This window comes from Streptomyces sp. NPDC020422, assembly GCF_044386705.1.
In the GTDB taxonomy this organism is placed as follows: Bacteria; Actinomycetota; Actinomycetes; order Streptomycetales; family Streptomycetaceae; genus Streptomyces.
This window is the reverse complement of the sequence record NZ_JBIRVJ010000007.1, coordinates 266751-286974: the sequence shown is the minus strand read 5'-3', so window position 1 is coordinate 286974 and position 20224 is coordinate 266751. Positions and strand designations below refer to the sequence as shown.

Sequence of the window (20224 nt, the reverse complement as noted above, 5' to 3'; positions counted from 1 at the left end):
CATGAGGGTCAGGCGAGCAGGGAACGGCCGATGATCTCCTTCATGATCTCGGTCGTCCCGCCGTAGATGGTCTGGATGCGGCCGTCCGTGAAGGCCCTGGCCACCGGGAATTCGCTCATGTAGCCGTATCCGCCGTGCAGTTGCAGACACCGGTCGGCGACCCGCTTCTGGAGTTCGGTCGCCCACCACTTGGCCATGGAGGCGTGTACGGCGTCGAGTCCGGGCCCGCCCGGCTGGGTGTGCTCCTCGACGCAGCGGTCGACGAAGGTGCGGGTGACGGCGCACTCGGTGGCCATCTCCGCGATCTCGAAGCGGACGTGCTGGAGCTTCGCGAGCGGCCGCCCGAACGCCTCGCGCTCCTTGACGTAGGTGGTGGTGAGCTCCAGGAGGTGCTCGGCGCCGGCTATCGCGGCCACGGCGATGGCGAGCCGCTCCTGGGCGAGGTTGGTCATCAGGTGGAGGAAGGCGCCGTCGAGATCGCCGAGCAGGTTCTCCTTGGGGACGCGTACGTCGGTGAAGAAGAGCTCGGCGGTGTCCTGGGCCTTCTGGCCGATCTTGTCGAGGTTGCGGCCGCGTTCGAAGCCCTCCGCGCCGCGTTCGACGACGAGCAGGGAGAGGCCGTGGGCGCCGCCCTCGGGGGTGGTCTTGGCGACGACGATCACCAGGTCGGCGAGGATGCCGTTGGAGATGAAGGTCTTGGAGCCGTTGAGGATCCAGTGGTCCCCGTGGTCCTCGGCGGTGGTGCGGATGGCCTGGAGGTCGGAGCCGGCGCCGGGTTCGGTCATGGCGATGGCGGTGACGAGCTCGCCGCTGCAGAAGCCGGGCAGCCAGCGCCGCTTCTGCTCCTCGGTGGCGAGCGAGGTGAGGTAGGGGCCGATGATGTCGTTGTGCAGCCCGATGGCGAGTCCGGGGGTGCCGGCGCGGGTGAACTCCTCGGCGAGGACGACGCTGTAGCGGAAGTCCCGGGTGCCGCCGCCTCCGTACTCCTCGTCGACGGCGAGGCCGAGCAGGCCCTGCCGGCCGGCGGCGCGCCAGACCTCGCGGGAGACGATGCCGTCCTTCTCCCACCGGTCGTAGTGGGGCAGGACCTCCTTGGCGAGGAAGGCGCGGACGGTCTCGCGGAAGGCCTCGTGGTCGGCGGTGTAGAGCTGGCGCTTCATGCGGAGGGCTCCTTGGCGGCGCTGGCGTCGGACGGGTCCGGAGGGTCGGACAGGAGGGCGGGCACGGCCCAGTCGCGGGCGACCTCGTCGGAGTCGGCCCCGGGTCTCGCGGGTGCGCCGCGGACCGCGCCGGGGGTGGCGGAGAAGCGGGGCGCGGGGGCGGGCTGGACCAGCCCCTCGTGCTCGACGAAGGTGCCGCGGGCGGCGAGGTGCGGGTGGCCGGGCGCCTCGCGCAGCGAGAGCACGGGGGCCACGCAGGCGTCGGTGCCCTCGAAGACGGCCGTCCACTCCGCCCTGGTCCGGGTGCGGAAGCGCGCGGCGATCGCGGCGCGCAGCTCGGGCCAGCGGGCGAGGTCGTTGCGGGCCGGGAAGGCCTCCTCGAGGCCGAGCAGGCGGGCGAACTCCGCGTAGAAGCCCGGCTCCAGGGCGCCGACCGCCATGTGTCCGCCGTCGGCGGTCCCATAGGTGCCGTAGAAGGGGCAGCCGCCGTCGAGCAGGTTGACGCCGCGCCGGTCCTGCCAGGCGCCGGCGCCGAGCATCCCGTGGATCATCGTGGCGAGGTGGGCGGCGCCGTCGACGATGGCGGCGTCGACGACCTGGCCCTCGCCGTGCTCGCGCGCGTGCCGGAGGGCGGCGAGGACGCCGATGACGAGGTAGAGGGAGCCGCCCGCGTAGTCGCCGAGCAGGTTGGCGGGGACGGTGGGCGGGCCGTCCGGGTCGGGCCCGATCATGCCGAGGGTGCCGGTGACGGCGAGGTACGCGATGTCGTGTCCGGCGGTGGGGGCGAGCGGCCCGCTCTGGCCCCAGCCGGTCATCCGGCCGTAGACGAGCCGCGGGTTGCGGGCCAGGCAGGGCTCGGGGCCGATGCCGAGGCGTTCGGCGACGCCGGGGCGGTAGCCCTCGATGAGGACGTCCGCGCGGGCCACCAGGTCCAGCACGGTCTCCGGGCCGCCGTCCGCCTTGAGGTCGACGAGGACGGAGCGCTTGTTGCGGTTGGTGAGGTCGCGCGCCGGGTCGATGCCGAGGGCGGCTCCGCCGGGCCGGTCGACGCGGACGACGTCGGCACCGAGGTCGGCGAGGAGCATGGCCGCGAAGGGGCCGGGACCGATGCCCGCGAGCTCCACCACCCGGACTCCACGGAGCGGGCCGGGGCGGGCGTGGCGCGGTGTGGTCATCGGGCCCCCAGAGGTGTGTGACAGTGATGATGTAACACCGGAGATGCTAGGAACGCGTTCCACTCGGCACAAGCCCCCGAGCCGAGCAAGCGCTTGGAAATTGCGCCGAGCGTGGATCCGCTAGAGTCCGCCGACGACATCCGCGCCGGGGGACGGCGCGGGCGCAGACCGAGGGGCTGGGTGGGATGGAGACAGGGGCGGCCGGACGGCCGTACGACGTGGTTCTCTTCGGGGCGACCGGGTTCGTGGGCGAGCTCACCGCGGAGTATCTGGCCGAGCACGCGCCGGCCGGGTGCCGCTGGGCGCTCGCCGGCCGCAGCCGGGAGAAGCTCACCGCCCTGCGGGACCGGCTCGCCGGACGGTGGGCGCACTGCGCCGGCCTGCCGCTGGTCCTCGCCGACTCCGCGGACGCGGACGCGCTGCGCGAACTGGCCGGTTCGGCCCGGGTGGTGGCGAGCACCGTCGGCCCCTACGTCTGGTACGGCGAGGGCCTGGTGGCGGCCTGCGCGGAGGCCGGGACCGACTATGTGGACCTGACCGGCGAGGCGGAGTTCGTCGACCGGATGTACGTGCGGTACGACGCCCGCGCCCGGGAGACCGGCGCCCGCCTGGTGCATGCCTGCGGCTTCGACTCCGTCCCGCACGACCTGGGCGTCTACTTCACCGTGCGGCAGCTGCCGGAAGGGGTGCCGCTGCGCGTCGACGGCTTCGTCCGGGCCGGCGCGGTCTTCTCCGGCGGCACCTTCGCCTCCGCCCTGACCGCCTTCGGCCGCGGCCGGCAGATCCTGCGCGCCGCGCACGAGCGGCGGCTCCACGAGCCGCGGCTGGTGACCCGGCGGGCCCACGCGCCGCTGGGCGGGCCGCGGTTCAGCCGCGAGACCGGCACCTGGGCGCTGCCGCTGCCCACGCTCGACCCCCAGGTGGTGGCGCGCTCGGCGGCGGCGCTCGAACGGTACGGGCCGGACTTCCGCTACCGCCACTACGCCTCGGTGAAGACCCTGCCGATGGCGCTCGGCGGCGCGGCGGCGGTGGGCACGGGCGTGCTCGCGGCCCAACTCCCTTTGGTGCGCGCCTGGCTGATGGACCGTTACGAGCCGGGCCGGGGTCCGAGCCCCGAACGGCGGGCGCGGAGCTGGTTCTCGGTCCGCTTCGTCGGAGAGGGCGGTGGCCGGCGCGTCTTCACGGAGGTGTCGGGCGGCGACCCGGGCTACGACGAGACGGCGAAGATGCTGGCCGAATCGGCGCTCTGCCTCGCCCATGACGAGCTGCCGAAGACCGCCGGGCAGGTCACGACGGCGGTCGCGATGGGCGACGCGCTGCTCGGACGGCTGCGGGCGGCGGGGCTGCGCTTCCGGGTGGCGTACGCCGGCTGACGGCCGAGGACCCCTCGGGCCGACGGCCGCCGACGGCCGCGGACCCCCGGCCGACCGCCGCCGCCCTGGCGCCGACCGCCGCGGGCGAGCCCCTGGCCACCGGCCGGGCACCGCCCCCTCCCCCGGGGGGCACGCCTCGGGTCAGTGCCGCACGAGGCAGAAGGGGTGACCGGCCGGGTCGGCGTAGATCCGCCAGGACCGCTCGCCCTCGCCCGCGTCCAGCGGCCAGGCTCCGAGGGCGAGCACCGCCTCGTGGGCGGCGTCCAGGTCCTGGACCCGTACGTCGATGTGGATCTGCTGCTCGGGCGCACCCCAGACCGGCGGCCGGTGGTCGGCCACGCCCTGGAAGGCGAGCACGGGCGCACCGGAGGCGCCGTGGAGCGTGGCCCAGGCGTCGCCCACGGCCCACTGGGGGTCGGGGCGGTTGATCTCGCCGCCGAGCAACGCCTGGTAGAACGCGGCGAGTTCCATGACGTCGGGGCAGTCGAGGACGACGCACTGCAGGGTGCCGATCGCACCGGGGCTTGTCATGTCCCACACTGTGCCGCCCCCGGGGCCGTCCCGGTATCCGTACTCGTACTCAGGCGCCCCACGCGCCCCAGGGTCCTCGTGCTCATGCCCCGTGCTCACTCCCCCGCCAGGGCCCGCGCGAGGGCCCGGCGGCACAGGGCGTCCGCGTGCCGGGTGGTCTCGGGCAGGCGGAAGCGGGGGGTGAGACGCAGGGTGTGGGCACAGGCACGGTCCAGCGAGACCCGGTGGCCGACGGAGACGAAGACCGGCTTGACCCCCGCGCGGGTGCGCACCGCGCGGCCGACGGTCTCGCCCTCGGCGACCAGCGCGGCGAACTCGCCCCGGGCGGCGCCGGGTTCTTCGTAGGTGAAGGTGAACGGGTTCTTCGCGACGCCGATCGAGGGCCGTCCGGTGAGCACGCCGAGATGGCTGGCGAGTCCGAAGCGGCGGGGGTGCGCGATCCCGTAGCCGTCGCAGACGAGCAGTCCGGGGTCGGCGGTGAGCCCGCCGAGCGCGGCGAGCACGGTCGGGATCTCGCGGAAGGCGAGCAGTCCCGGCACATAGGGGAACGACACCCGCCCGACGGCGGTGGCCTCCTCCACCACCTCCAGGGTCCGTCCGTCGAGCACGACGGCCGCGGCGGCGACCAGGTCCCGCTCGTCGTCGTAGGCGACGTCGAGGCCGGTGACGTTCCCCGTCCCGGCCTCGGGCCCCTCCTCGTCCGTCACGAGCCGCCGGCGCAGCTCCTCCTGCACCGCCCGGGCCGCGTCCTCGTCGGCGGGCCACCCCTGGGGAATCTCGATGATCGTCATGGGTCGGCACCCTACGGCCGCCGGCGTCCCGCGACCGCCGGCACCCCACCGGCGGCCGGACGCCGGGCCGCCGGTAGCCTGCCGGTCATGTTCGTACTGGAGCTCACCTACACCGCCCCCGTCGAGCGGGTCGACGCGCTGCTCGACGCCCACGTCGAGTGGCTGGACGCGCAGTACGCGGCCGGCGTGTTCCTCGCCTCCGGGCGCAAGAACCCGCGGGACGGCGGGGTGATCCTGGCCGCCGGGGTCGGCCGCGCGGAGATCGAGGAGATCGCGGCGACCGACCCGTTCAGCGTCGGGGGCGTCTGCGCGTACCGGATCACCGAGTTCTACGCGACCAAGACGGCCGGTGAACTGGAGCCCTTCCGCGAGGAGTTGCCCGCCTAGGCGCCCTGCCCGGCGCCGGCCCGGCGGTCGAGCCGGGCGATCCGGCCCTTCTCGCCGGAGGCCCAGCAGGCGCCGTCGGCGGCGCAGTCGACGGTGTCGTACGAGCCGGTGTCGACCGTGCGCCAGGTGCGGCCGCCGTCCGTGGTGAGGTCCGTGCCGGTGGGGCCGACCGCGAGGGCCGCGGACCGGCGGTGCGGCAGCCAGGCGACGCCCGAGCGGTAGGCGGGCGGCGGGGTCGCGGAGGCCGTCCAGGTGCGGCCCGCGTCGCCGGTGACGGCGGCGGCCCGCGGCGAGGGCTGGTCCTTGCGGTAGTCGCCGCCGACCGCGATGCCGTGGGACCGGTCGCGGAAGGCGAGCCCGAAGACGCCCTTGGCGCCCTCCCCTGCGGGGACGGTGGTGTCCGTGACGGTCCAGTTCAGGCCGCGGTCCGAGGAGTGCAGGACCCTCCCGGCGGCCCCGCCGCCGGTCGCGAGCCACACGTCCTTCGGGCCCGCGGAGACCAGGCACTGGCCGCTCGCCGCGAACGCGGCCTCGCCGGGCAGCGCGGCCGGCATGCCCGCGTCGGGCAGGACCTCCCAGGACCGGCCGCCGTCGCGGGTCGACAGGATGCGGTACTTCCCGTCCACGGGGTCGCTCACGGCCAGTCCGTGCCGGTGGTCGAAGAAGGTCATGCAGTCGTAGAAGGCCCGCGGATCGGTGTTGCGGAAGGACTCGGTCCAGGTCGCCCCGCCGTCCTCGGTGCGCAGGACCCGGGAGGCCTCCCCCTCGCCGATCGCGAGGACCACGGCGCGCCGGGCGTCGAAGGCTTCCACGTCGCGGAACTCCAGCTCCGCCGCCCCGGCCGGGGAGACGTTTCGCCAGCTCTTCCCCCCGTCGGTGGTGCGCAGCACGGTGCCCTTGGAGCCGGCCGCCCAGGCGACCGACCGGCTGACCGCGGCGAGACCGCGGAAGCGCGCGTCGGTGTCGGTCCGGGTGAGCCGCCACCCGGCGGGCTCATGGCCGGTCCCGTGGCCGGGCGCCGCCTGCGCCGGGGCCCCCAGGGTCAGGGCCAGCGCCGCCGCGGCCAGTCCCACCGCCGTCTTTCGTCTCTTGCTCCCCATGGACGTCATGGCGCCGGAAGCTAGCCCACCCGCGAAGATCCCGTCCAGGGTGCGTGCCCCGCCGCCCCTTCCTAGGCTGGTCGTATGACCGAACCCACGGCCGAGGAACAGCCGCGGATCAAGGAGTACGACGGCGAGGGCATCACCGTCACCTACGAACCGCGCCGCTGTCTCCACGCGGCCGAGTGTCTCCAGGGCCTGCCGGGCGTCTTCGACCTGGCGAAACGCCCCTGGGTGCAGCCCGACCAGGCCGCCCCCGACCTGGTCGCCGAGATCGTCCGCCGCTGCCCCTCCGGGGCGCTCCAGTACCGCCCGGCGGACGGTTCCGCCGAGCCCGGCGACGTGCCCACCACGGTGCGGCGCGCCCCCGACGGCCGGATCCTGCTCCGCGGCGACGTCCTCGTCCGCGGCGAGGCGGAGGTGCGGCGCGAGACGCGCGCGGTGCTGTGCGGCTGCGGCTCCTCGGGGAACCAGCCGTACTGCGACCACTCCGGCCCCTGCGCGGGCGGCGACTTCGAGGTCTTCGACGAGACCGGCAACCGGTGACGGGGGACGGGCCGGCGGGGGCGGTGACACAGCTCACGTACCCCCGCAGTGCACGATCCGGCCCCGCGGTTCGTCTCTTCTGGTGTCAGGGAGACCAGGAGAACGTAGCCGCGCAACAGGAGGCTGGCCCTTGTCCACCGTCATCGAGCAGGCCGTCCAGGCCCGTCTGGTCGCGTCCGAGCCCCGCATGGAGAGCGTCGCCGCCACACTCCGCTACGACCGCGAGGATCCGTTCGCGGTGAGCATGGCCTTCCCGCCGCCCGCGACCCTGGAGGGCGTGGAGGTGTCCTGGGCCTTCGCGCGCGAGCTGCTCGCGCAGGGCGTCGAGGGGCCCGCGGGCCTCGGCGACGTACGGCTGCGTCCGTACGGCTACGACCGGACCGTGGTGGAGTTCCACGCGCCCGAGGGCGTCGCGATGGTCCATGTGCGCACCTCCGAGCTGCGCAGCTTCCTGGAGGCCTCCCAGCATCTGGTGCCGCGGGGGCGCGAGCACCACTACCTCGACTGGGAGGGGAACCTCGGCCGGCTCCTGGAGGAGCGCCCCTAGGCACACCTGCGCGCGGGAGTGCCCGCACGCACGCCCGTCCGCCCCACGCCCGGCGTAAATCGTTTGCGGACTCCCCCGGCCCGTCCGTAACGTCCGACCTGGCCCTGTAGTCGCCCTGATCGGAGAAGGCCGTTGTACGTCTGAGGCCCCGAGACACCGTGCCGCGCGCGCCGCCCCCGGCCGCCGCGTGTGCCTTTCTCGACCTCGGCGTACGAGTGCTGCCCCGCTCCTCGCGATCCCAGCCGCGCCCCGGTGTCTCCCGCGTTGCCCCAGTCCACGCACGCCACACCGGGAGGCTCTCATGGCGCCCCGCCCCACCTTCGTCACCTGCACGTCCCTCTCCTTCTCCTGGCCCGACGGGACCGGAGTCCTCGACGACTTCCGGCTCACCGTGGGCCCCGGCAGGACCGGCCTCGTCGGTCCGAACGGCTCCGGGAAGTCCACCCTGCTCAGGCTGATCGCCGGCGAGCTCGTCCCGACCGCGGGCACGGTCCGTGTCGCCGGCGAGGTCGGCCACCTCCCGCAGAACCTCGTGCTGCGCACCGGGCTGCGGGTCGACCGGGTCCTCGGGATCGACCGGACCCGCGCCGCCCTGCACGCCATCGAGGCGGGCGACACGGCCGCGGAGCACTTCGCGGCCGTCGGCGACGACTGGGACGTCGAGGAGCGGGGCCGGGTCGTGCTCGACCAGCTCGGCCTCGGGCACATCGGGCTCGACCGGACCGTCGGCGAGGTCTCCGGCGGTGAGACGGTGCTGCTGCGGCTGGCCGCGCTGCTGCTCGCCCGGCCGGACGTGCTGCTGCTCGACGAGCCGACCAACAACCTGGACCTGTTCGCCCGGCGCCGGCTGTACGAGGCGGTGGACGCCTGGTCCGGGGTGCTCGTCGTGGTCAGCCACGACCGGGAGCTCCTGGAGCGGGTCGACCAGATCGCCGATCTGCGCGACGGCGAGGTCGCCTGGTACGGCGGCGCCTGGTCCGACTACCGGGCGGCGCTGGCCGCCGAACAGGAGGCGGCCGAACGCATGGTGCGGGTCGCGGAGGCCGACGTCCAGCGTCAGAGGCGCGAACTGTCGGACGCTCAGATGAAGTTGGCGCGGCGCAGGCGCTACGCGCAGAAGAGCGCGGAGAACAAGGTGGTGCCCAAGGTCGTCGCGAACAACCGGCGGTCCCAGGCCGAGGTGTCGGCGGGCAAGCACCGGCATCTGCACGCGGAGCGGCTCGCCGAGGCGCGGGCCCGGCTCGACGTGGCGGTGGAGGCGGTGCGGGACGACGAGGGGATCCGGGTCGAGCTGCCGTACACGACGGTGCCGCCGGGCCGGGAGGTGCTGCTGCTGCGCGACCTCCGGCTGCGGTACGGGGCCCGGGTCGCCGGGGAGTTCGAGCTGCGGGGCCCGGAGCGGGTGGCGTTGGTCGGCCGGAACGGGGCCGGGAAGACGACGCTGCTGCGGACGCTCGCGGGCGAGCTCGAACCGGTCGCGGGAGAGGCGGTGGCGCGGGTCCCGCTGCGGTTCCTCCCGCAGCGGCTCGATGTGCTGGACGACGAGCTGAGCGTGGTGGAGAACGTGGCCCGGATGGCACCGGGTGCGACGGTCAACGCGATCAGGGCGCGGCTCGCCCGGTTCCTGTTCCGGGGCGCGCGGGCCGATCGGCCGGTGGGCACGCTGTCCGGCGGCGAGCGGTTCCGTGCGACGCTGGCGGCGCTGCTGCTCGCCGAGCCGGCGCCGCAGCTGCTGATGCTGGACGAGCCGACCAACAATCTGGACCTGGCGTCGGTCAGGAGCCTGACGGCCGCGCTCGACGCGTACGAGGGTGCGCTGGTCGTGGCGAGCCACGACGTGCCGTTCCTCGAGTCGCTGGGGATCACCCGCTGGCTGCTGCTCGACGGTGAGCTGCGGCCGACGACGGCCGAGGCCGTACGGGAGGGGTGGCGGGCGCGGGAGCCGGGAACGGTCCCGGCCGCGCGGACGCTAGCGGTGCAGTAACGCCCAGGACTTGGTGCCGCCGCCGGGTGTGAGCACGGGGGCGAGTCCCCAGTCGCCGCCCTGCGCCTCGACCGCCGCGGCCAGCAGCCACATGCTGCGGCTGCGGCGGTCGCGGCATTCGTCGGCCGCGGCCGGTGTGGGATGGGCTGGGTGCTGGTCGTAGAGCACGATCCGCAGGGCGTCGAACTGCCAGCGCACCCGCAGGACCATCTCGCGGTCCGGGGTGAAGCGATAGGCGGTGGAGACGAGCTCCGAGGCGGCGAGGACGGCGGTCTCGGCGAGTGCGCCGAGTCCGTGGCGGGTCAGCAGGGCGCGGATGGAGTCACGGGCCAGTCCGGCACAGTAGGCGCCCCCGGGGAGGAGCATCGAGTAGCTGAGGTTCTCCGTTGCGGGAGGTATGGGGCCGGCCGCTACGGCGGACGGGAGGCAACGCAGTGCGCCCTTCATCGGTTTTTGCTCACATTTCCTTGCGTGTGGGGGTGCTCACACGTCGAACACGATTGCCCCGTGTGAGACTTGCGCTACCGACCGTAGCGTACGACCGGAGCACAGTGCTACTACTTGGCAGTAGACGCTCGCACTTGTGTCATTCCGGGCCATTTCTCCGGACCTCAGCCCGGAGCCGAAGGGGGAGGACACCGTGCCGCCTAGGAGCACCCCGACCGCGCGCCAGCAACGACTCGGACACGAGCTGCGCAAACTCCGCGAACAGTCCGGCATGTCGGCCCAGCAGGCCGCCGCGCTCCTGGGCGTCGACCGCACCCGGATCCCCCACATCGAGTCGGGGCGCTTCGGCATCAGCCCGGAGCGGGTGCGCACCCTCGCCTTCAACTACGGCTGCCCCGACACCGGACTCGTCGACCTGCTCGCCGCCATGGCGCAGGAGCGCGACCGCGGCTGGTGGGAGCAGCACCGCGGACTGCTGCCGCCCGCGCTCATCGACATCGCCGAACTCGAGTTCCACGCCTCGGGGTTGCACACCGCCGTCACCACCCACATCCCGGGCCTGCTGCAGACCGAGGAGCATGCGCGGGCCGTCTTCGACACGGCCGACCCCCCGCTCCCCGGCCCCGACCTGGAGGCACGGGTGGCGCTGCGGCTGCGCCGCCAGGAGGTGCTCGACCGGGACCGCCCGACGTCGTACGAGGCGGTGATCCACGAGGCCGCGCTGCGCATGCAGTTCGGCGGTCCGAAGGTCGCCCGGGCGCAGCTGGAGTACGTCCTGGAGCGCTCGGAGCGGGAGACCATCAGCGTGCGCGTCATCCCCTTCACCGCGGGGGGTTTCCCCGGGGCGGGACAGTCGTTCACCTATGTGTCCGCGCCGGTGCCCCAGCTCGACACCGTGCAACTCGACTCGTCCCACGGTTCCCTGCTTCTCGACACCGACATGCAACTGCGGCGGTACCGCGGCCTGTTGGAGCGGCTGCGGGGGCTCTGCCTGCCGCTGCCCGCGTCGCGCGACTTCATCCGCACCATCGCTCAGGACCTCTGAAGGACCCCCACCATGAACCCCACCGGCCGCACCGCCGCCTCCCGTGAGATCGCCTGGAACGAGGCGTTCTGCAGCGAGGGCGCCAACTGCTTCCGCTTCGGCCTCGACGACTCGGGCCGCGCCTACATCGGCTCCACCCTCGCCCCCGACGCGTACGTCAGCGACTCGGTGGAGGCGCTGCGGGCCCTGATCTCGGCCGTGAAGGCCGGCGCCGCCGACCATCTGCTCTGAGCACCCGGGCATCTGCTCTGCGTAGCCGCCCCGGGGTCCGGAACCGGCCGTGACCGCCGTGACCTGGGTCTCCCCCCGGCCGCGGGAGCTGGGCGCATGACGGAATGTGACCGGGCATCTCCGGGGCGGGCTTGGCCACCCCCTTACGAGGGCTTTAACCTACGGTCTCGTAACCTACGAATCCGTAGGTAGTTCCGTATGCCCTCTCCGCCCCCAGGAGTCCCCGTGACGCTCACTTCTCCCCACCTCGGCAGCTCCGCAGGGTGGACCGACGCACGGCTCCTCTACGCCCTCGAAGAGGTCGTGGAGAGGGAGCTCAACCGGCACCTGAAGGTCACCAAGGACTGGATGCCGCACGAGTACGTGCCGTGGTCCGACGCCCGCAACTTCCCCGGCTTCTTCGAGGACGGGGAGGCCTGGGACCGCTCGCAGTCCAAGGTCACCGACATCGGCCGCATCGCCCTCGTGGTGAACCTGCTCACCGAGGACAACCTCCCGAGCTACCACCACGAGATCGCCAGCCTCTTCGGCCGCGACGGCGCCTGGGGCACCTGGGTGCACCGCTGGACCGCGGAGGAGGGCCGGCACGGCATCGTCATGCGCGACTACCTGCTCGCCTCCCGGGCGGTCGACCCGGACGAGCTGGAGCGCTTCCGCATGGCGCACATGAGCGAGGGCTTCGAGTCCGACAACCGGCACTCGATGCTGCACTCGATCGCGTACGTGGCCTTCCAGGAGCTCGCCACCCGCATCTCGCACCGCAACACCGGCCACCAGTCCGGCGACCCCGTGTGCGACCGGATGCTGGCGCGCATCGCGCTCGACGAGAACCTGCACATGATCTTCTACCGCAACCTGCTGGGCTCGGCCTTCGAGCTCGCCCCCGACCTCACGATGCAGGCCGTGCGGGACGTGGTCGTCAACTTCCGGATGCCCGGACACGGCATGCCCGGCTTCGAGCGCGCGGCGGCCCAGATGGCGATCGGCGAGATCTACAACCTGCGCATCCACCACGACGACGTCCTGGAGCCGGTGCTGCGCTTCCTCAAGGTCCTCCAGATCGACGGCCTCGGCCCGGAGGGGCTGAAGGCCCAGGAGGAGCTGGGTCTGTACATGAACGGCCTGGACAGCGAGGCGTCGAAGTTCGACGAGCGGCTCGCGGCGCGCAAGGCGCGGATGGCGGCGCGGGCGGCCGGCTGAGCCCGCTCCCGCACGGACGCCGGGGGCCGGGGGCCGGGCGCCGTCAGCCCCGGCGCCGCTTGAGGTTGATCCGCTCCTTCTCCGAGAGCCCGCCCCACACCCCGAAGCGCTCGTCGTGCGTCAGCGCGTACTCCAGGCACGCGGCGCGGCCCTCGCACGCCCCGCACAGCTGCTTGGCCTCGCGGGTCGAGGAGCCCGGCGCCGGGAAGAAGAACTCCGGCCCCGCCTGCGCGCACAGCGCGTCCTCCTGCCAGGAGAGGTCCGGGGCCGGGAGGGTCTGCGGGGCGAAGGGCATCGTGTCGGTCTGCATGGGAAGAGACTCACGCGGCGCCGTAAACGCCCCATCAACGTCCGATCAACGCGGCGCGCCGGGCATCGACAGGACGATCATGTCCAGTCCCGGCCCCTGGCAACCCCCGAAACCGGCACCCGTTTCCGCCCGGCCGCGACCGTTGCGCCCAACTCTCCTCCCATGGTGCGGGATTGTGCGTGAACGGCATGTTTCCGACCTCGTCACGATGCTGCTTCGGCTCCCGCCATATGGGAGCGTGGGAGGCCGTTCAGAGCACGCGTCGACGGGGAGCGAATCACTGATGACCACGGAGGCCGAGCCGGTCCGCGCACCGGCCGGGGCCCAGGCGGTGCGCCGGGCCCTGGACGTCCTGCACTGCTTCCACGACAACGGGCCCGACCTCAGCGCCTCCGATCTGGCGCGCCGGCTAGGCCTGTCGACGTCGACGGCGCACCGGCTGGCCAGGACGCTGCTCGGCGCCGGTTTCCTGGAGCAGGACGCGCGCACGGCCCGCTACCGGCTCGGCCCCGCCGTCACGGAGCTGGGCCGCCTCTCGTACCACCAGCGGGGTCTGCACCTGGCCGGGCCCGAGCTGAGCGACCTGGCCGCCCGGACCGGCGCCACCGCCGACCTGGCGCTGCGCAGCGGGCCGTACGCGGTCATCGTGGCGGGCGGCGCGGTCACGCCGAAGGTCGGCCTGCGGCGCCCGCTGCACTCGACGGCCCTCGGCAAGGTGCTGCTGGCCTGGCCGCGCGCGGGCGAGAGCGGCGTGCCGGCCGGCGAGCCGGCCGCGGTGCGGGAGCGGGGCTACGCGCTCGACGACGGCGAGTCGACGCCCGGGCTGCGCACGCTGGCGGTGCCGGTACTGGAGCGCTCCGGCCATGCGCGCTTCGCGCTGTCGGTGCGGGCGACGCCGTCCTCGCTCACCGACGAGCGACTCGACTGGTTCCTCACCCGGACCCGGGCCTGCGCCCGCGCCCTGGAGGTGCTGCTGCTCGCACCGGGCGAGCGCCGCGCCCCGGAGGCGTAGCGCCCGCCGGCGCCCGCGGCCCCTACTGTCCGCACGATCGTGCGTTCAGCACGGTGGGGCCATGAGCGGCAGCACCAGGACGGACGGGCGCGTCGAGCGCGGCAACCAGACCCGGCGGCTCGTCCTGGGCCGCACGATGGACATCGCCTCGGTCGAGGGCCTGGAGGGCCTGTCGCTCGGACGGATCGCCACCGAGCTGAAGCTGAGCAAGAGCGGGGTCTTCGCCCTGTTCGGCTCCAAGGAGGAGCTCCAGCTGGCGACGGTGCGGGCGGCCGCCGCCGTCTTCGCCCGCCGGGTCGTCACCCCGCCGGCCGAGCTCCCGCCCGGCCCGGGCAAGGTGTGGGCGCTGTGCCGCAACTGGCTGGACTACTCGGCCGAGCGGGTCTTCGCCGGCGGCTGCTTCTTCTCCGCGGTCTCGGCGGAGTTCGACGCCCGCACGGGTCCGGTCCACGACGCGGTCGCGACGGCCCGCCGGGAGTGGATCGCCTACGTGGAGCGGACGATCGAGGAGGCCCGGGAGGCCGGCGGCCTCGTCGAGGACGCCGACGCCGGGCAGCTCGCCTTCGAGATCATCGCCCTGATGGAGTCGGCCAACGCCCACTCGGTCCTGCTCGCCGACCCCGCCGCGTACGAACGCGCCGCCCGCGGCATCGCCCGCCGTCTGCGCGCCGAGGCGACGGAGGCGGCACGGGACGAGGTCAGCGCGCCCGGGACGTGGCGCCGGCCCCCGGCGGGAGCGGCGGGGGCCGTCGAGTCCGCCGTGACGAACTCGACCGTCCGCGCGACCACCTGAGGGTCGGTCAGGATCCGGCGATGGCCGCGGCCCCGGGTGACCACGTCGGCCGAGCGCGGCCGGGCCCGGCCACCCGGGGCAGCTGCCGGGCCCCTCGGGCCTTCACTCCTTCTTCGCCCGGCTCGGCTGGACCCGCTTCGGTTCGCCCGGCATCTTCGGGTACTCCGGCGGATACGGCAGGTCGCCCAGGCCGTGGTCCGCCTCGTCGCGGCGGGCCAGCTCCAGGAGCGGCTCCAGGTCGAAGCGCTCGTCGTCCATGTCCGCGTGGACGTCGCCGAGTTCGGCGTACCGCTCGGGCATGGTGCGGATGTCGAAGTCCTGCGGCACGGCGTCGTCGATCTCGTCCCACCGCAGCGGGGCGGAGACCGGGGCGTGCGGGCGGGGGCGGACGGAGTAGGCGGAGGCGATGGTGCGGTCGCGGGCGGTCTGGTTGTAGTCCACGAAGATCCGCTCCCCGCGCTCCTCCTTCCACCACCTGATCGTGACCTGGTCCGGCATCCGCCGCTCCAGCTCCCGGCCGCAGGCGATCGCCGCCCGCCTGACCTGCGTGAACGTCCAGTTCGGCAGGATCGGCACGAAGACGTGGAGCCCGCGCCCGCCGGAGGTCTTGGGCCAGCCGCGCAGCCCGTACCGGTCGAGGACGTCCCGCAGCTCGTGGGCGGCCCGCACGGCGTCGGCGTAGTCGGTGCCGGGCTGGGGGTCGAGGTCGATGCGGAGCTCGTCGGGGTGGTCGGTGTCCTCCCTGCGCACCGGCCAGGGATGGAAGGTGACCGCGCCCAGATTGGCCGCCCACAGCACGGCGGCGGGCTCCGTCGGGCACATCTCGTCGGCGGAGCGGCCGCTGGGGAAGGTGATGTGGGCCGTCGGGATCCACTCGGGGAGGTACTTCGGCGCCCGCTTCTGGAAGAAGGACTCCCCCGTCACGCCGTCGGGGTAGCGCTCCAGCGTGGTGGGGCGGTTCCGCAGTGCGCGGGTGATGCCGTCGCCGACCGCGAGGTAGTAGCGGACCATGTCGAGCTTGGTGTAGCCCGGCTCCGGAAAGTAGATCTTGTCCGGGTTGGAGACCCGTACGGTCCGGTCGCCGACCTCGAGCTCCACCGCTGCCGCCTTGCCTGCCATGGCCGCCAGCCTAGGCCGGAGCCCCGTAAGCCGCACATCGACCCGTACCACCCTTTCCCGGGCATTCCGCTCGTACCCTCCCTAGAATCGCGCCATGGACCTGCCGGTGATGCCGCCCGTGAAACCGATGCTGGCGAAGGCGGTGAAGAAGATCCCGCCGGGGATGCAGTACGAGGCCAAGTGGGACGGCTTCCGCGCCCTGGTGCACCGGGACGGGCCTGAGCTCTTCATCGGCAGCCGGACGGGCAAGCCCCTGGGCCGCTACTTTCCCGAGCTCGCCGAGGCGCTGCTCGCCCGGCTTCCCGAACGCTGCGTGGTGGACGGGGAGATCGTCATCGAGCACGACGGCCGGCTCGACTTCGACCGGCTCACCGAGCGGATCCACCCGGCGGCGTCCCGGGTCCGGATGCTCGCCGAGACCACCCCGGCCCGCTTCATCGCCTTCGACCTGCTCGCCCTGGGCGACGACTCCTACCTCGACACCCCGCTGGCCGAGCGCCGCGCCGCACTCGAGAACGCGCTCGCCGGGGTCGACGCGCCCGTCCATCTGGCCCCCGCTACCACGGACGTGGACCTCGCCGCGCGCTGGTTCGAGCAGTACGAGGGCGCCGGTCTGGACGGTGTCATCGCCAAACCCCTCGACCTGCTCTACCGGCCCGACGCCCGGCTGATGTACAAGATCAAGCACGAGCGCACGGCCGATGTGGTCGTGGCCGGGTACCGCTTCCACAAGAGCGGCCCGGTGGTCGGTTCGCTGCTGCTCGGCCTGTACGACGCCGGGGGCTCCCTCCAGCACGTGGGCGTGTGCGCGGCGTTCACCGCGAAGCGGCGGGCCGAGCTGGTGCAGGAGCTCGAGCCGCTCCGCATGGACCCGCCCGACGGACACCCGTGGGCGGCCTGGACCGACGAGTCGGCGCACGAGGAGGCCCGGCTCCCGGGCGCCCCGAGCCGCTGGTCGGGGAAGAAGGACCTGTCGTGGGTGGCCTTGCGCCCGGAGCGGGTGTGCGAGGTGGGGTACGACCACATGGAGGGCGACCGCTTCCGGCACACCGCGCAGTTCAAGCGCTGGCGCCCGGACCGGGCCCCGGAGTCCTGCGGCTACGACCAGTTGGAGGAGCCGGTCTCGTACGACCTGGGCGAGATCCTGGGGTGAGATGCCCCACACCCGGGGGTGCCGCAACTCCCGTTTCACGGATGCGCGTTCGATGGACTGACGGCCGACTCGACGGCCGCACCGGCCCGCACCTGCGGGAACTCCGGCCGCCGCGCCCGCGCGGTCGGGGGGCCTCGCCCAAGGCGACACGGGGGTGTTGCCGCGCGGTGACGGACCCGTCGTCGAACCGGCACCGCGATCCGGTACGTATGGAGGGGAGAAACCCCTCTCGCCCGACAGACCCACAAGGACCGACCGTGATCGCCTCGCCCTCCCCCCTCGTCCCCGTCCCGATCCCCGACCGCGTCGCCGCGATGATCGGGTCCTGCCTGCCGCTCCACGTGCTCCAGGCGGAGGTCGACGCCGACAGCGCGGCGCGCGAGGTGTACCGCTTCCGGGGGCCGCTGTGCGCGGAGGACCGGGCCGACCGCGAGCACGCGCTGGCCGCGCTCGCACGGGCCAACAAGGTGCTGGCCAAGCACCACCCGCAGCTGCCGGTGCGTCCGGGCTTCTGACCCCGGGCGCCGCTGGGCCGTTCGGGGCCCGGTCCCGCCGCCGCACCGGTTCGGGCGTACTCCACATGCGGGACGCGGCCGCCGATGTGACGCTGCGAGGGTGACGACCACCAGCGAAGCCGCCCCCGCGCCCCCGGGCGTCGAGCCGCCCGTGCTCGACCGCCGTCGCCGCAACATCGTCTTCGGCACGATCATGCTCGGCGTCCTCCTCGCCGCCCTGGACCAGACGATCGTGGGCACCGCCCTGCCGACGATCGTCTCGGACCTCGGCGGAGCCGCCCACATGTCGTGGGTGGTCACCTCGTACCTGCTGGCCGAGACGGTCGCGACCGTGCTCGTCGGCAAGTTCGGCGATCTCTTCGGCCGCAAGGTGATCTTCCAGATCTCCGCGGTCGTCTTCATCACCGGCTCGTTCCTGTGCGGCCTCGCCACCAACATGACGCTGCTGATCGTCTGGCGCGGTCTGCAGGGCATCGGCGCCGGCGGCCTCATGGTCACCTCGATGGCGCTGATCGCCGACGTGATCCCGCTGCGCGAACGCGGCAAGTACCAAGGCGCGATCGGCGCGGTGTTCGGCGTCTCGACCGTCATCGGGCCGCTCCTCGGCGGTCTGTTCACCGACCATCTCAGCTGGCGCTGGGCGTTCTACGTCAACGTCCCGATCGCGATCCTGGTCGTCATCGCCGCCGCCCGCACCATCCCCTCCGTGCGCTCCGCGAGCCGCCCGGTCATCGACTACGCGGGCATCGCGCTCGTCGCGGCCGGATCCAGCGCCCTGATCCTGGCCACCAGCTGGGGCGGGAACGAGTACGCCTGGGGTTCGGGCGTCATCATCGGGCTCTTCGCCGGAGGACTGCTCGCGCTCGGCCTGTTCTGCTGGGTGGAGACCCGCGCCGTCGAACCGATGCTGCCCATGCGGCTCTTCCGCAATCCGGTCTTCACCGTCTGCTCGGTGCTCAGCTTCGTCGTCGGCTTCGCGATGCTCGGCGCGATGACCTTCCTGCCGACCTATCTGCAGTACGTGGACGGCGACTCGGCGACGATCTCCGGCATCCGCACCCTGCCGATGGTCGTCGGTCTGCTCATCGCCTCCATCTTCAGCGGCAACGTCGTCAGCAAGACCGGCCACTACCGGACCTTCCCCATCGTCGGCTGCCTCGTGATGGGCCTCGGCCTGTACCTGCTGTCCCTGATGGGTCCCGACACCAGCACCTGGCTGGAGTCGCTGTACATGTTCGTGCTCGGCGTCGGCATCGGTCTGTGCATGCAGGTGCTCACCATCGCCGTGCAGAACACCGTCGACTACGCCGACCTCGGCACCGCGACCTCCGGCGTCACCTTCTTCCGCACGCTGGGCAGCTCCTTCGGCACGGCCGTCTTCGGCACCATCTACGCCAACTCCCTCAAGCCGAACCTCACCGAGGGCACCGCCGAGGCCGCGGCCACCGCCGCGCGCCTCGGGCTGAACCCGGCCGCCGTCGCCAGGGCGGCGCAGAGCCCGGCGGGCGTCCACGGGCTGCCGCCGCGGGTCGCCGAACCGATCGTCCAGGCGTACGCGGACACGCTGCACACCGTCTTCCTGTGGACCGTGCCGGTGGCGGGCGTCGGCTTCGTCGTGGCGCTCTTCCTCAAGCAGGTGGCCCTGCGGGACACCGCCCGCGCCGCGGCCCCCGACATGGGCGAGGGCTTCGCCTCCCCCACCGCCACCGGCGACTCGGCCAAGCTCCTGGAGCTGTCCGTGGGCCGGATCATCCGCAAGACCGACCTCGACACCGCCCGGCGGATCGTCAACGCCTCGGACACCCGGCTCGACATGGCCGGCGCATGGGCGGTCATGCAGGTCGAACTCTTCACCCGGCTCGTCGGACACGCGAGCCTCGGACTCATCTCGGCCGGCCGCCGAGTGCCGCCCGAGGTCCTGCTGCCGGTCTTCGACCGCATGGTCGACGAGGGCTTCCTCACCCGGGACGGCAATCTGCTCTCCCACACCCGGGCCGGGAAGCGGGAGGCCGACGTCATCACCAAGGCCTGGGGCGACTGGCTCAGCGGCCAGGTCGAGCAGGAGCGCGGCCGCCCCAGCGGCCCGGAGCTGCGGGCCGCGACCGACTCGATCGCGAAGAAGCTCATCGCGGAGGACCTGGCACAGGGGCTGCCGCGGGGGGGCCGGGAGACGGCGGGCGTGGGGGCGCGGTGACGTGGGACCCGGCTCAGTCCACGGTGACGTGGGGCCCGGCTCAGTCCACGGTGACGTGGGACCCGGCTCAGTCCGCGGTGACGTGGGGCCCGGCTCAGTCCAGGAACTCCCCGTCCACGTACACCCACGCCCCCTCGTGCCGGGCGAACCTGCTGCGTTCGTGGAGCTCTCCGGCCGTGCCGCCCTGGCTGTAGCGGGCGCGGAAGGTCACGGTGCCGTGCTGGTGGAAGGCCGTGCCGTCGGCGGTGTCCTCGATCTCCAGGCCGGTCCAGCGCAGTGACGGGTCGAAGTCCACGTCCGCGGGCCGGGTCTGCGGTGCCCAGGTGCGGAGCAGATACGGCTCGTCGCGGGCGACGAAGGCGCTGTAGCGGGAGCGCATGAGCAGCTCGGCGGTGGGTGCGGTGGCCGGTCCCGTGTGGAAGCGGCCGCAGCAGGCGCCGTAGTCGGCGTCGAGGCCGCAGGGGCACGGCGAGTCCGCGGTGAGGGCGGCACGGGCGGGCTTGGTACGGGCGTTGCGTCGGGACATGCGGTCATTGTCTCGCGCACCGGCGGGGGCGGGATCGCGCCATGGGGAGCGGGCGTCCCGCACGGTGCTTCCCGTCTTGGGGCTC

At 73.5% G+C, this 20224-nt stretch carries 22 protein-coding genes; 13 read left to right on the top strand and 9 right to left on the bottom strand.

Features of this window, described 5'->3' with window-relative positions:
* Window positions 1-8: 8 nt before the first annotated feature.
* Both ACH414_RS20910 and ACH414_RS20905 read right to left on the bottom strand, forming a co-directional pair.
* Complete coding sequence (locus ACH414_RS20910) at window positions 9-1160, bottom strand: acyl-CoA dehydrogenase family protein (protein WP_382536726.1); 1152 nt, start codon at window positions 1158-1160, stop codon at window positions 9-11.
* Complete coding sequence (locus tag ACH414_RS20905) at window positions 1157-2335, bottom strand: CaiB/BaiF CoA transferase family protein (RefSeq protein ID WP_382536729.1); 1179 nt, start codon at window positions 2333-2335, stop codon at window positions 1157-1159. The genes ACH414_RS20910 and ACH414_RS20905 overlap by 4 nt, the downstream gene beginning before the upstream one ends.
* Window positions 2336-2520: 185 nt before the next feature.
* On the opposite strand from ACH414_RS20905, the gene ACH414_RS20900 reads away from it, so the two are divergent.
* A complete protein-coding gene (locus ACH414_RS20900; RefSeq protein ID WP_398942843.1) occupies window positions 2521-3708 on the top strand; it encodes a saccharopine dehydrogenase family protein in 1188 nt (395 codons plus the stop codon).
* A gap of 141 nt (window positions 3709-3849) precedes the next feature.
* Here the strand turns inward: ACH414_RS20900 and ACH414_RS20895 are convergent, their stop codons facing one another.
* Both ACH414_RS20895 and ACH414_RS20890 read right to left on the bottom strand, forming a co-directional pair.
* Window positions 3850-4239, bottom strand: coding sequence for a VOC family protein (locus ACH414_RS20895; protein WP_382536735.1), 390 nt, complete (start codon window positions 4237-4239; stop codon window positions 3850-3852).
* 95 nt (window positions 4240-4334) lie between these two features.
* Entirely contained in the window at window positions 4335-5030 is a 696-nt protein-coding gene (locus tag ACH414_RS20890; protein WP_398942841.1) for an endonuclease V, read from the bottom strand.
* An 87-nt stretch (window positions 5031-5117) separates the two neighbouring features.
* Between ACH414_RS20890 and ACH414_RS20885 the strand changes: the two genes are divergently transcribed.
* On the top strand, window positions 5118-5417 hold the full coding sequence (locus tag ACH414_RS20885; RefSeq protein ID WP_382536740.1) for a YciI family protein: 300 nt from the start codon (window positions 5118-5120) through the stop codon (window positions 5415-5417).
* Here ACH414_RS20885 and ACH414_RS20880 read toward each other — a convergent pair.
* The gene (locus ACH414_RS20880) at window positions 5414-6526 is read right to left on the bottom strand and encodes a WD40/YVTN/BNR-like repeat-containing protein (RefSeq protein ID WP_382536743.1); all 1113 of its coding nucleotides are present in this window, start codon (window positions 6524-6526) and stop codon (window positions 5414-5416) included. The two genes, ACH414_RS20885 and ACH414_RS20880, sit on opposite strands and share 4 nt — an antisense overlap.
* 75 nt (window positions 6527-6601) lie before the next feature.
* On the opposite strand from ACH414_RS20880, the gene ACH414_RS20875 reads away from it, so the two are divergent.
* From ACH414_RS20875 to ACH414_RS20865, 3 genes are all read left to right on the top strand, one after another.
* Entirely contained in the window at window positions 6602-7063 is a 462-nt protein-coding gene (locus tag ACH414_RS20875) for a (4Fe-4S)-binding protein (RefSeq protein WP_398942838.1), read from the top strand.
* 130 nt (window positions 7064-7193) lie between these two features.
* On the top strand, window positions 7194-7610 hold the full coding sequence (locus ACH414_RS20870; protein ID WP_382536748.1) for an SsgA family sporulation/cell division regulator: 417 nt from the start codon (window positions 7194-7196) through the stop codon (window positions 7608-7610).
* Between the two features lie 301 nt (window positions 7611-7911).
* Window positions 7912-9594: an ABC-F family ATP-binding cassette domain-containing protein gene (locus tag ACH414_RS20865; RefSeq protein ID WP_398942836.1), complete on the top strand. Its 1683-nt coding sequence runs from the start codon at window positions 7912-7914 to the stop codon at window positions 9592-9594.
* On the opposite strand, the gene ACH414_RS20860 is transcribed toward ACH414_RS20865, so the two are convergent.
* Window positions 9580-9960: an ATP-binding protein gene (locus ACH414_RS20860; RefSeq protein ID WP_391767897.1), complete on the bottom strand. Its 381-nt coding sequence runs from the start codon at window positions 9958-9960 to the stop codon at window positions 9580-9582. The genes ACH414_RS20865 and ACH414_RS20860 overlap by 15 nt on opposite strands.
* Window positions 9961-10234: 274 nt before the next feature.
* Between ACH414_RS20860 and ACH414_RS20855 the strand changes: the two genes are divergently transcribed.
* The 3 genes from ACH414_RS20855 to ACH414_RS20845 all read left to right on the top strand — a co-directional run bounded on the left by ACH414_RS20855 (window position 10235) and on the right by ACH414_RS20845 (window position 12517).
* Complete coding sequence (locus tag ACH414_RS20855) at window positions 10235-11086, top strand: helix-turn-helix domain-containing protein (RefSeq protein ID WP_398942834.1); 852 nt, start codon at window positions 10235-10237, stop codon at window positions 11084-11086.
* Window positions 11087-11098: 12 nt separating this feature from the next.
* Window positions 11099-11317 carry a hypothetical protein gene (locus ACH414_RS20850; protein WP_386567540.1) on the top strand — a complete coding sequence of 73 codons (219 nt, stop codon included), beginning with the start codon at window positions 11099-11101 and terminating at the stop codon, window positions 11315-11317.
* A gap of 225 nt (window positions 11318-11542) precedes the next feature.
* A complete protein-coding gene (locus tag ACH414_RS20845) occupies window positions 11543-12517 on the top strand; it encodes an acyl-ACP desaturase (protein WP_382536761.1) in 975 nt (324 codons plus the stop codon).
* Window positions 12518-12560: 43 nt separating this feature from the next.
* Here ACH414_RS20845 and ACH414_RS20840 read toward each other — a convergent pair whose 3' ends face one another.
* Window positions 12561-12827, bottom strand: coding sequence for a WhiB family transcriptional regulator (locus ACH414_RS20840; RefSeq protein WP_382536764.1), 267 nt, complete (start codon window positions 12825-12827; stop codon window positions 12561-12563).
* Between the two features lie 283 nt (window positions 12828-13110).
* On the opposite strand from ACH414_RS20840, the gene ACH414_RS20835 reads away from it, so the two are divergent.
* On the top strand, window positions 13111-13839 hold the full coding sequence (locus tag ACH414_RS20835; protein WP_386567543.1) for an IclR family transcriptional regulator: 729 nt from the start codon (window positions 13111-13113) through the stop codon (window positions 13837-13839).
* A gap of 61 nt (window positions 13840-13900) precedes the next feature.
* Window positions 13901-14632 (top strand): TetR/AcrR family transcriptional regulator, encoded by a 732-nt coding sequence (locus ACH414_RS20830; RefSeq protein ID WP_398942831.1) that lies wholly within the window; start codon window positions 13901-13903, stop codon window positions 14630-14632.
* Window positions 14633-14734: 102 nt separating this feature from the next.
* Here the strand turns inward: ACH414_RS20830 and ligD are convergent, their stop codons facing one another.
* Window positions 14735-15751, bottom strand: a complete 1017-nt coding sequence (gene ligD / locus ACH414_RS20825; protein ID WP_386567547.1) for a non-homologous end-joining DNA ligase — start codon at window positions 15749-15751, stop codon at window positions 14735-14737.
* Window positions 15752-15845: 94 nt separating this feature from the next.
* Here ligD and ACH414_RS20820 point away from each other — a divergent pair, with 94 nt between their 5' ends.
* The 3 genes from ACH414_RS20820 (at window position 15846) to ACH414_RS20810 (ending at window position 19613) form a co-directional block, all read left to right on the top strand.
* Complete coding sequence (locus tag ACH414_RS20820) at window positions 15846-16904, top strand: ATP-dependent DNA ligase (RefSeq protein ID WP_386567548.1); 1059 nt, start codon at window positions 15846-15848, stop codon at window positions 16902-16904.
* A gap of 314 nt (window positions 16905-17218) precedes the next feature.
* Window positions 17219-17419, top strand: a complete 201-nt coding sequence (locus ACH414_RS20815) for a hypothetical protein (protein WP_382537377.1) — start codon at window positions 17219-17221, stop codon at window positions 17417-17419.
* Window positions 17420-17519: 100 nt separating this feature from the next.
* The gene (locus ACH414_RS20810; protein ID WP_398942828.1) at window positions 17520-19613 is read left to right on the top strand and encodes an MDR family MFS transporter; all 2094 of its coding nucleotides are present in this window, start codon (window positions 17520-17522) and stop codon (window positions 19611-19613) included.
* A 94-nt stretch (window positions 19614-19707) separates the two neighbouring features.
* On the opposite strand, the gene ACH414_RS20805 is transcribed toward ACH414_RS20810, so the two are convergent.
* A complete protein-coding gene (locus ACH414_RS20805) occupies window positions 19708-20139 on the bottom strand; it encodes a YchJ family protein (protein WP_382536782.1) in 432 nt (143 codons plus the stop codon).
* Between the last annotated feature and the right edge of the window lie 85 nt (window positions 20140-20224).

Bases quoted from the DNA above. Each gene is read 5' to 3' on its own strand.
- ligD (WP_386567547.1), bottom strand. From the start codon at position 15,751: ATGGCAGGCAAGGCGGCAGCGGTGGAGCTCGAGGTCGGCGACCGGACC.
- ACH414_RS20890 (WP_398942841.1), bottom strand. From the start codon at position 5,030: ATGACGATCATCGAGATTCCCCAGGGGTGGCCCGCCGACGAGGACGCG.
- ACH414_RS20895 (WP_382536735.1), bottom strand. From the start codon at position 4,239: ATGACAAGCCCCGGTGCGATCGGCACCCTGCAGTGCGTCGTCCTCGAC.
- ACH414_RS20805 (WP_382536782.1), bottom strand. From the start codon at position 20,139: ATGTCCCGACGCAACGCCCGTACCAAGCCCGCCCGTGCCGCCCTCACC.
- ACH414_RS20905 (WP_382536729.1), bottom strand. From the start codon at position 2,335: ATGACCACACCGCGCCACGCCCGCCCCGGCCCGCTCCGTGGAGTCCGG.
- ACH414_RS20875 (WP_398942838.1), top strand. From the start codon at position 6,602: ATGACCGAACCCACGGCCGAGGAACAGCCGCGGATCAAGGAGTACGAC.
- ACH414_RS20840 (WP_382536764.1), bottom strand. From the start codon at position 12,827: ATGCAGACCGACACGATGCCCTTCGCCCCGCAGACCCTCCCGGCCCCG.
- ACH414_RS20900 (WP_398942843.1), top strand. From the start codon at position 2,521: ATGGAGACAGGGGCGGCCGGACGGCCGTACGACGTGGTTCTCTTCGGG.
- ACH414_RS20860 (WP_391767897.1), bottom strand. From the start codon at position 9,960: ATGCTCCTCCCCGGGGGCGCCTACTGTGCCGGACTGGCCCGTGACTCC.
- ACH414_RS20910 (WP_382536726.1), bottom strand. From the start codon at position 1,160: ATGAAGCGCCAGCTCTACACCGCCGACCACGAGGCCTTCCGCGAGACC.
- ACH414_RS20865 (WP_398942836.1), top strand. From the start codon at position 7,912: ATGGCGCCCCGCCCCACCTTCGTCACCTGCACGTCCCTCTCCTTCTCC.
- ACH414_RS20815 (WP_382537377.1), top strand. From the start codon at position 17,219: ATGATCGGGTCCTGCCTGCCGCTCCACGTGCTCCAGGCGGAGGTCGAC.
- ACH414_RS20885 (WP_382536740.1), top strand. From the start codon at position 5,118: ATGTTCGTACTGGAGCTCACCTACACCGCCCCCGTCGAGCGGGTCGAC.
- ACH414_RS20835 (WP_386567543.1), top strand. From the start codon at position 13,111: ATGACCACGGAGGCCGAGCCGGTCCGCGCACCGGCCGGGGCCCAGGCG.
- ACH414_RS20830 (WP_398942831.1), top strand. From the start codon at position 13,901: ATGAGCGGCAGCACCAGGACGGACGGGCGCGTCGAGCGCGGCAACCAG.
- ACH414_RS20880 (WP_382536743.1), bottom strand. From the start codon at position 6,526: ATGACGTCCATGGGGAGCAAGAGACGAAAGACGGCGGTGGGACTGGCC.
- ACH414_RS20820 (WP_386567548.1), top strand. From the start codon at position 15,846: ATGGACCTGCCGGTGATGCCGCCCGTGAAACCGATGCTGGCGAAGGCG.
- ACH414_RS20850 (WP_386567540.1), top strand. From the start codon at position 11,099: ATGAACCCCACCGGCCGCACCGCCGCCTCCCGTGAGATCGCCTGGAAC.